Source organism: Endozoicomonas sp. SESOKO2 (assembly GCF_024606245.1).
Classification (GTDB): Bacteria; Pseudomonadota; Gammaproteobacteria; order Pseudomonadales; family Endozoicomonadaceae; genus Endozoicomonas_A.
This window is the reverse complement of the sequence record NZ_JAHHPQ010000501.1, coordinates 1-3,076: the sequence shown is the minus strand read 5'-3', so window position 1 is coordinate 3,076 and position 3,076 is coordinate 1. Positions and strand designations below refer to the sequence as shown.

The window sequence follows — 3,076 nt, the reverse complement described above, 5'->3', positions numbered from 1 at the left end:
CCTCAATTTTCTGCCGTCCTCGCTACGGGCGCTATTCTCGGTCAGCCTCCTAGTTATACGGAGCATCCTGGGTATTTGTGCTGATTATTTTTGGTTTTATTGGCATCTGTCACGAGTCTCAGCACACGACAACATTGACTGCCAGTCCGCCGGTGGCGGTTTCCTTGTACTTATCCTGCATGTCCAGGCCAGTCTGGTGCATGGTTTCTATCACGCTGTCCAGTGAGACCCGATGCTGGCCGGTACCCTGTAAGGCGAGTCGTGCCGCGTTAATGGCCTTGACTGCACCCATAGTGTTTCGCTCTATGCATGGCACCTGAACCAGACCTCCAACCGGGTCACAGGTCAGCCCAAGGTTATGTTCCATGCCAATTTCTGCTGCATTTTCTATCTGTTCATTAGTACCGCCCAAAACGGCGCAGAGTGCTCCCGCTGCCATAGAGCAGGCTACCCCGATCTCTCCCTGACAGCCGACTTCAGCGGCTGAAATGGAGGCGTTCTTTTTGTACAACATACCGATGGCCGCAGCAGTAGCCAGAAAAGTCTGAATACCCTGATCAGAACTGCCGGGAACAAAGCGATCATAATAAGCCAGAACCGCTGGAATAACTCCCGCAGCACCGTTAGTGGGTGCGGTGACGACCCGACCACCCGCTGCATTCTCTTCATTCACGGCCAGGGCAAAAAGACTCACCCAGTCCATGCTTTGCAGGTCATCCCACTGATCTTTTGGTTTGTTGATCAGGCGTTTGTGTATGTCATTGGCACGACGGTCAACATCCAATCCTCCGGGCAATTTTCCGGTTTGCTCGCAACCGCGCTGGATACATTGATCCATCACCTGCCAGATGGCCATCAGATCCTTGGGAATATTCTGGCTGCGCCCCAGATGTTTTTCGTTTTCAAGTACCAGCTCGGCAATGGATAAACCACTTTTTTTGCCGTGGTCCAGTAGGTCCAGACCCTTTTCAAAAGGGAAAGGAATGGGAGCAGACTGCAGGTTGGTTGATAGATTGGAAGAAGCTTCCTGTTCGTTGAGAACAAAACCGCCACCGACCGAGTAATATTGGTTTTTATAAAGAATCTGCCCATTGGCATCCAGAGCTGTCAGTGACATGCCATTGGGGTGATTGGGCAGGGAGTTTCCAAAATGAAATTGCAGATCAGTGTCGAAATGAAATGAAATGGCCCTGATTCCACCCAGCTCCAGTCGGTTGTTGTCCTTTATATCAGAGACGTATTCGTGCACTTTATCAGGGTTGACTCTATCAGGGTGCTCCCCCATGAGCCCAAGAAGGACGGCAACATCGGTGGCGTGCCCTTCTCCGGTCATGGCCAGAGAGCCGTAGAGGTCGGCCTTTATACGGTGTGCCTGCTCGAAGTGCTGATTTGAGTGGAGTTCATCCAGAAAACGGTTGGCTGCCACCATGGGGCCTACTGTATGTGAAGACGAAGGCCCGATGCCAATTTTAAAAAGGTCGAAAATGCTCAGTCCCATGGTTCGCCCCGCTTGTATTACTATCGGTTAGGCTCCTGACGATACTGGGTTGACAGAAACCAATGTTGTTCTTCGATAAGTCCCGAATCGTATGATTTTAAGAAGTCCAACAGATATTCAGAGTATTGGCAGAGTAGCAAATTTGGATGTTTCACATCAACCCATTTGTTTCCTATTGGAAACAAATGGGTTGATGTGACGAAGGTACAATGGTAGCACTGGAACCCTGAAGGGGTGACAAGACTATAATTTAATCGGCTGGCCAGTGAGCATCAGGTTGCCGCTGTCCAGTTCAGTCAGTGGAAAGGACAGCTACTGTTTTTGACGGTTTCTAAGCTTTAGGGAGGATTGGACGATTTACTAGAGTGAGTGCATCAGTCGTTGGATTACAACGCACCGAAGGCAATTCACTTTGCATGAGGAGTTTTCGATGATTGTCAGGACTTAACTCAGACTCGTTGATTTGCTGTCTTGACAGTGGGTTCACCTTAACATTGATACAAAGAGTAAACATGGATATACCAGGAAAAAAACCATCTTCAATTAACAAAGCGGGTGGTTCTTTAACTGATGAAGACCAGGATGTTGGTAAAACTAAAAGGATTCAAACAAAAAAAATACCTGCTAGCGAAGGCATAGCAGCTTTTGGTATGGATATTAAAAGAAGAAAGATTGACGTAAAGGATCTACCTGATAATTCAAAAAACCAGGATTTGCATATTACACAGAAAAAGTTGACTGAAAAGGGTGTAATGTTCGTCGGTGAAGATTCTCAAAAAACTGGTTTAAAAATTGCCAACCTGATCTTTAGTTCAATGAATGACATAGATAATCCTTTGTACACATGCCCTTCCGGAGGGGAGTCTCCATCAGCAAAAGTCGAAGCTCAAAGAATAAAATCTCGACTTTCTCTGGATGCTTATGATGAACTGGATTACTTTATTGAACTTCACTTGAAAAATAAAAAACTAGATTTAAAAACATCAGTAACAGATGAAGAGCTTGATAATATCCACAAAAAATATGGTGTTGTAATTTTAAATGGGCTGCACCCAGAAAAACATTCTGTTTTAATACTTGGCTGTGGTCATGATCTTGGTGATCATCATTCCGGTCATTCAGGTCATGATACTTTGGATATAATAGCAAGCCTTAAACCTGATGTTTTACTGCAGTGGGGAGACAAAAGGGCAACTGAATTTCTAAGAACACTCAATAAAAAATACGATGAAATAAGAGATGAAGGTCCTTTATGTAACTTTATGAGATTTTCAGATGAGTACTTTTTAGCAGTAAGGGCTTGTTTGGCTCCAAAAGGAAAGCTACGATTGCCGCGTAACTCTGTTGAAGAAAGTAAGATTCCATTAGACTTTGTGAAAGAAGATGATTTGGTGAGACAAACGTTTGGTGCACGTCAATCGTTTACTACATATACCTACCACCCACCCACTGTGTCAGGATTGTTGTCCCCGTTAATAATCAACCAACTAATAAAACAGCGGGGGCGGTAGACAGGTTATAGTGCCTAGCAGCCTGTCGGACTTAAGGCTGTCCTACTGCGGTTGCAATAAATTGGTC

General features: G+C 45.4%; 2 protein-coding genes. One reads left to right on the top strand and one right to left on the bottom strand.

Annotated features, from left to right (window positions below; translation table 11 throughout):
- Positions 1-118: 118 nt before the first annotated feature.
- Entirely contained in the window at positions 119-1,498 is a 1,380-nt protein-coding gene (locus KDK17_RS11465) for an L-serine ammonia-lyase (RefSeq protein ID WP_257274362.1), read from the bottom strand.
- Positions 1,499-2,010: 512 nt separating this feature from the next.
- On the opposite strand from KDK17_RS11465, the gene KDK17_RS11460 reads away from it, so the two are divergent.
- A complete protein-coding gene (locus KDK17_RS11460) occupies positions 2,011-3,009 on the top strand; it encodes a hypothetical protein (protein WP_257274363.1) in 999 nt (332 codons plus the stop codon).
- Positions 3,010-3,076 lie beyond the last annotated feature (67 nt).

Bases quoted from the DNA above. Each gene is read 5' to 3' on its own strand.
- KDK17_RS11460 (WP_257274363.1), top strand. From the start codon at position 2,011: ATGGATATACCAGGAAAAAAACCATCTTCAATTAACAAAGCGGGTGGT.
- KDK17_RS11465 (WP_257274362.1), bottom strand. From the start codon at position 1,498: ATGGGACTGAGCATTTTCGACCTTTTTAAAATTGGCATCGGGCCTTCG.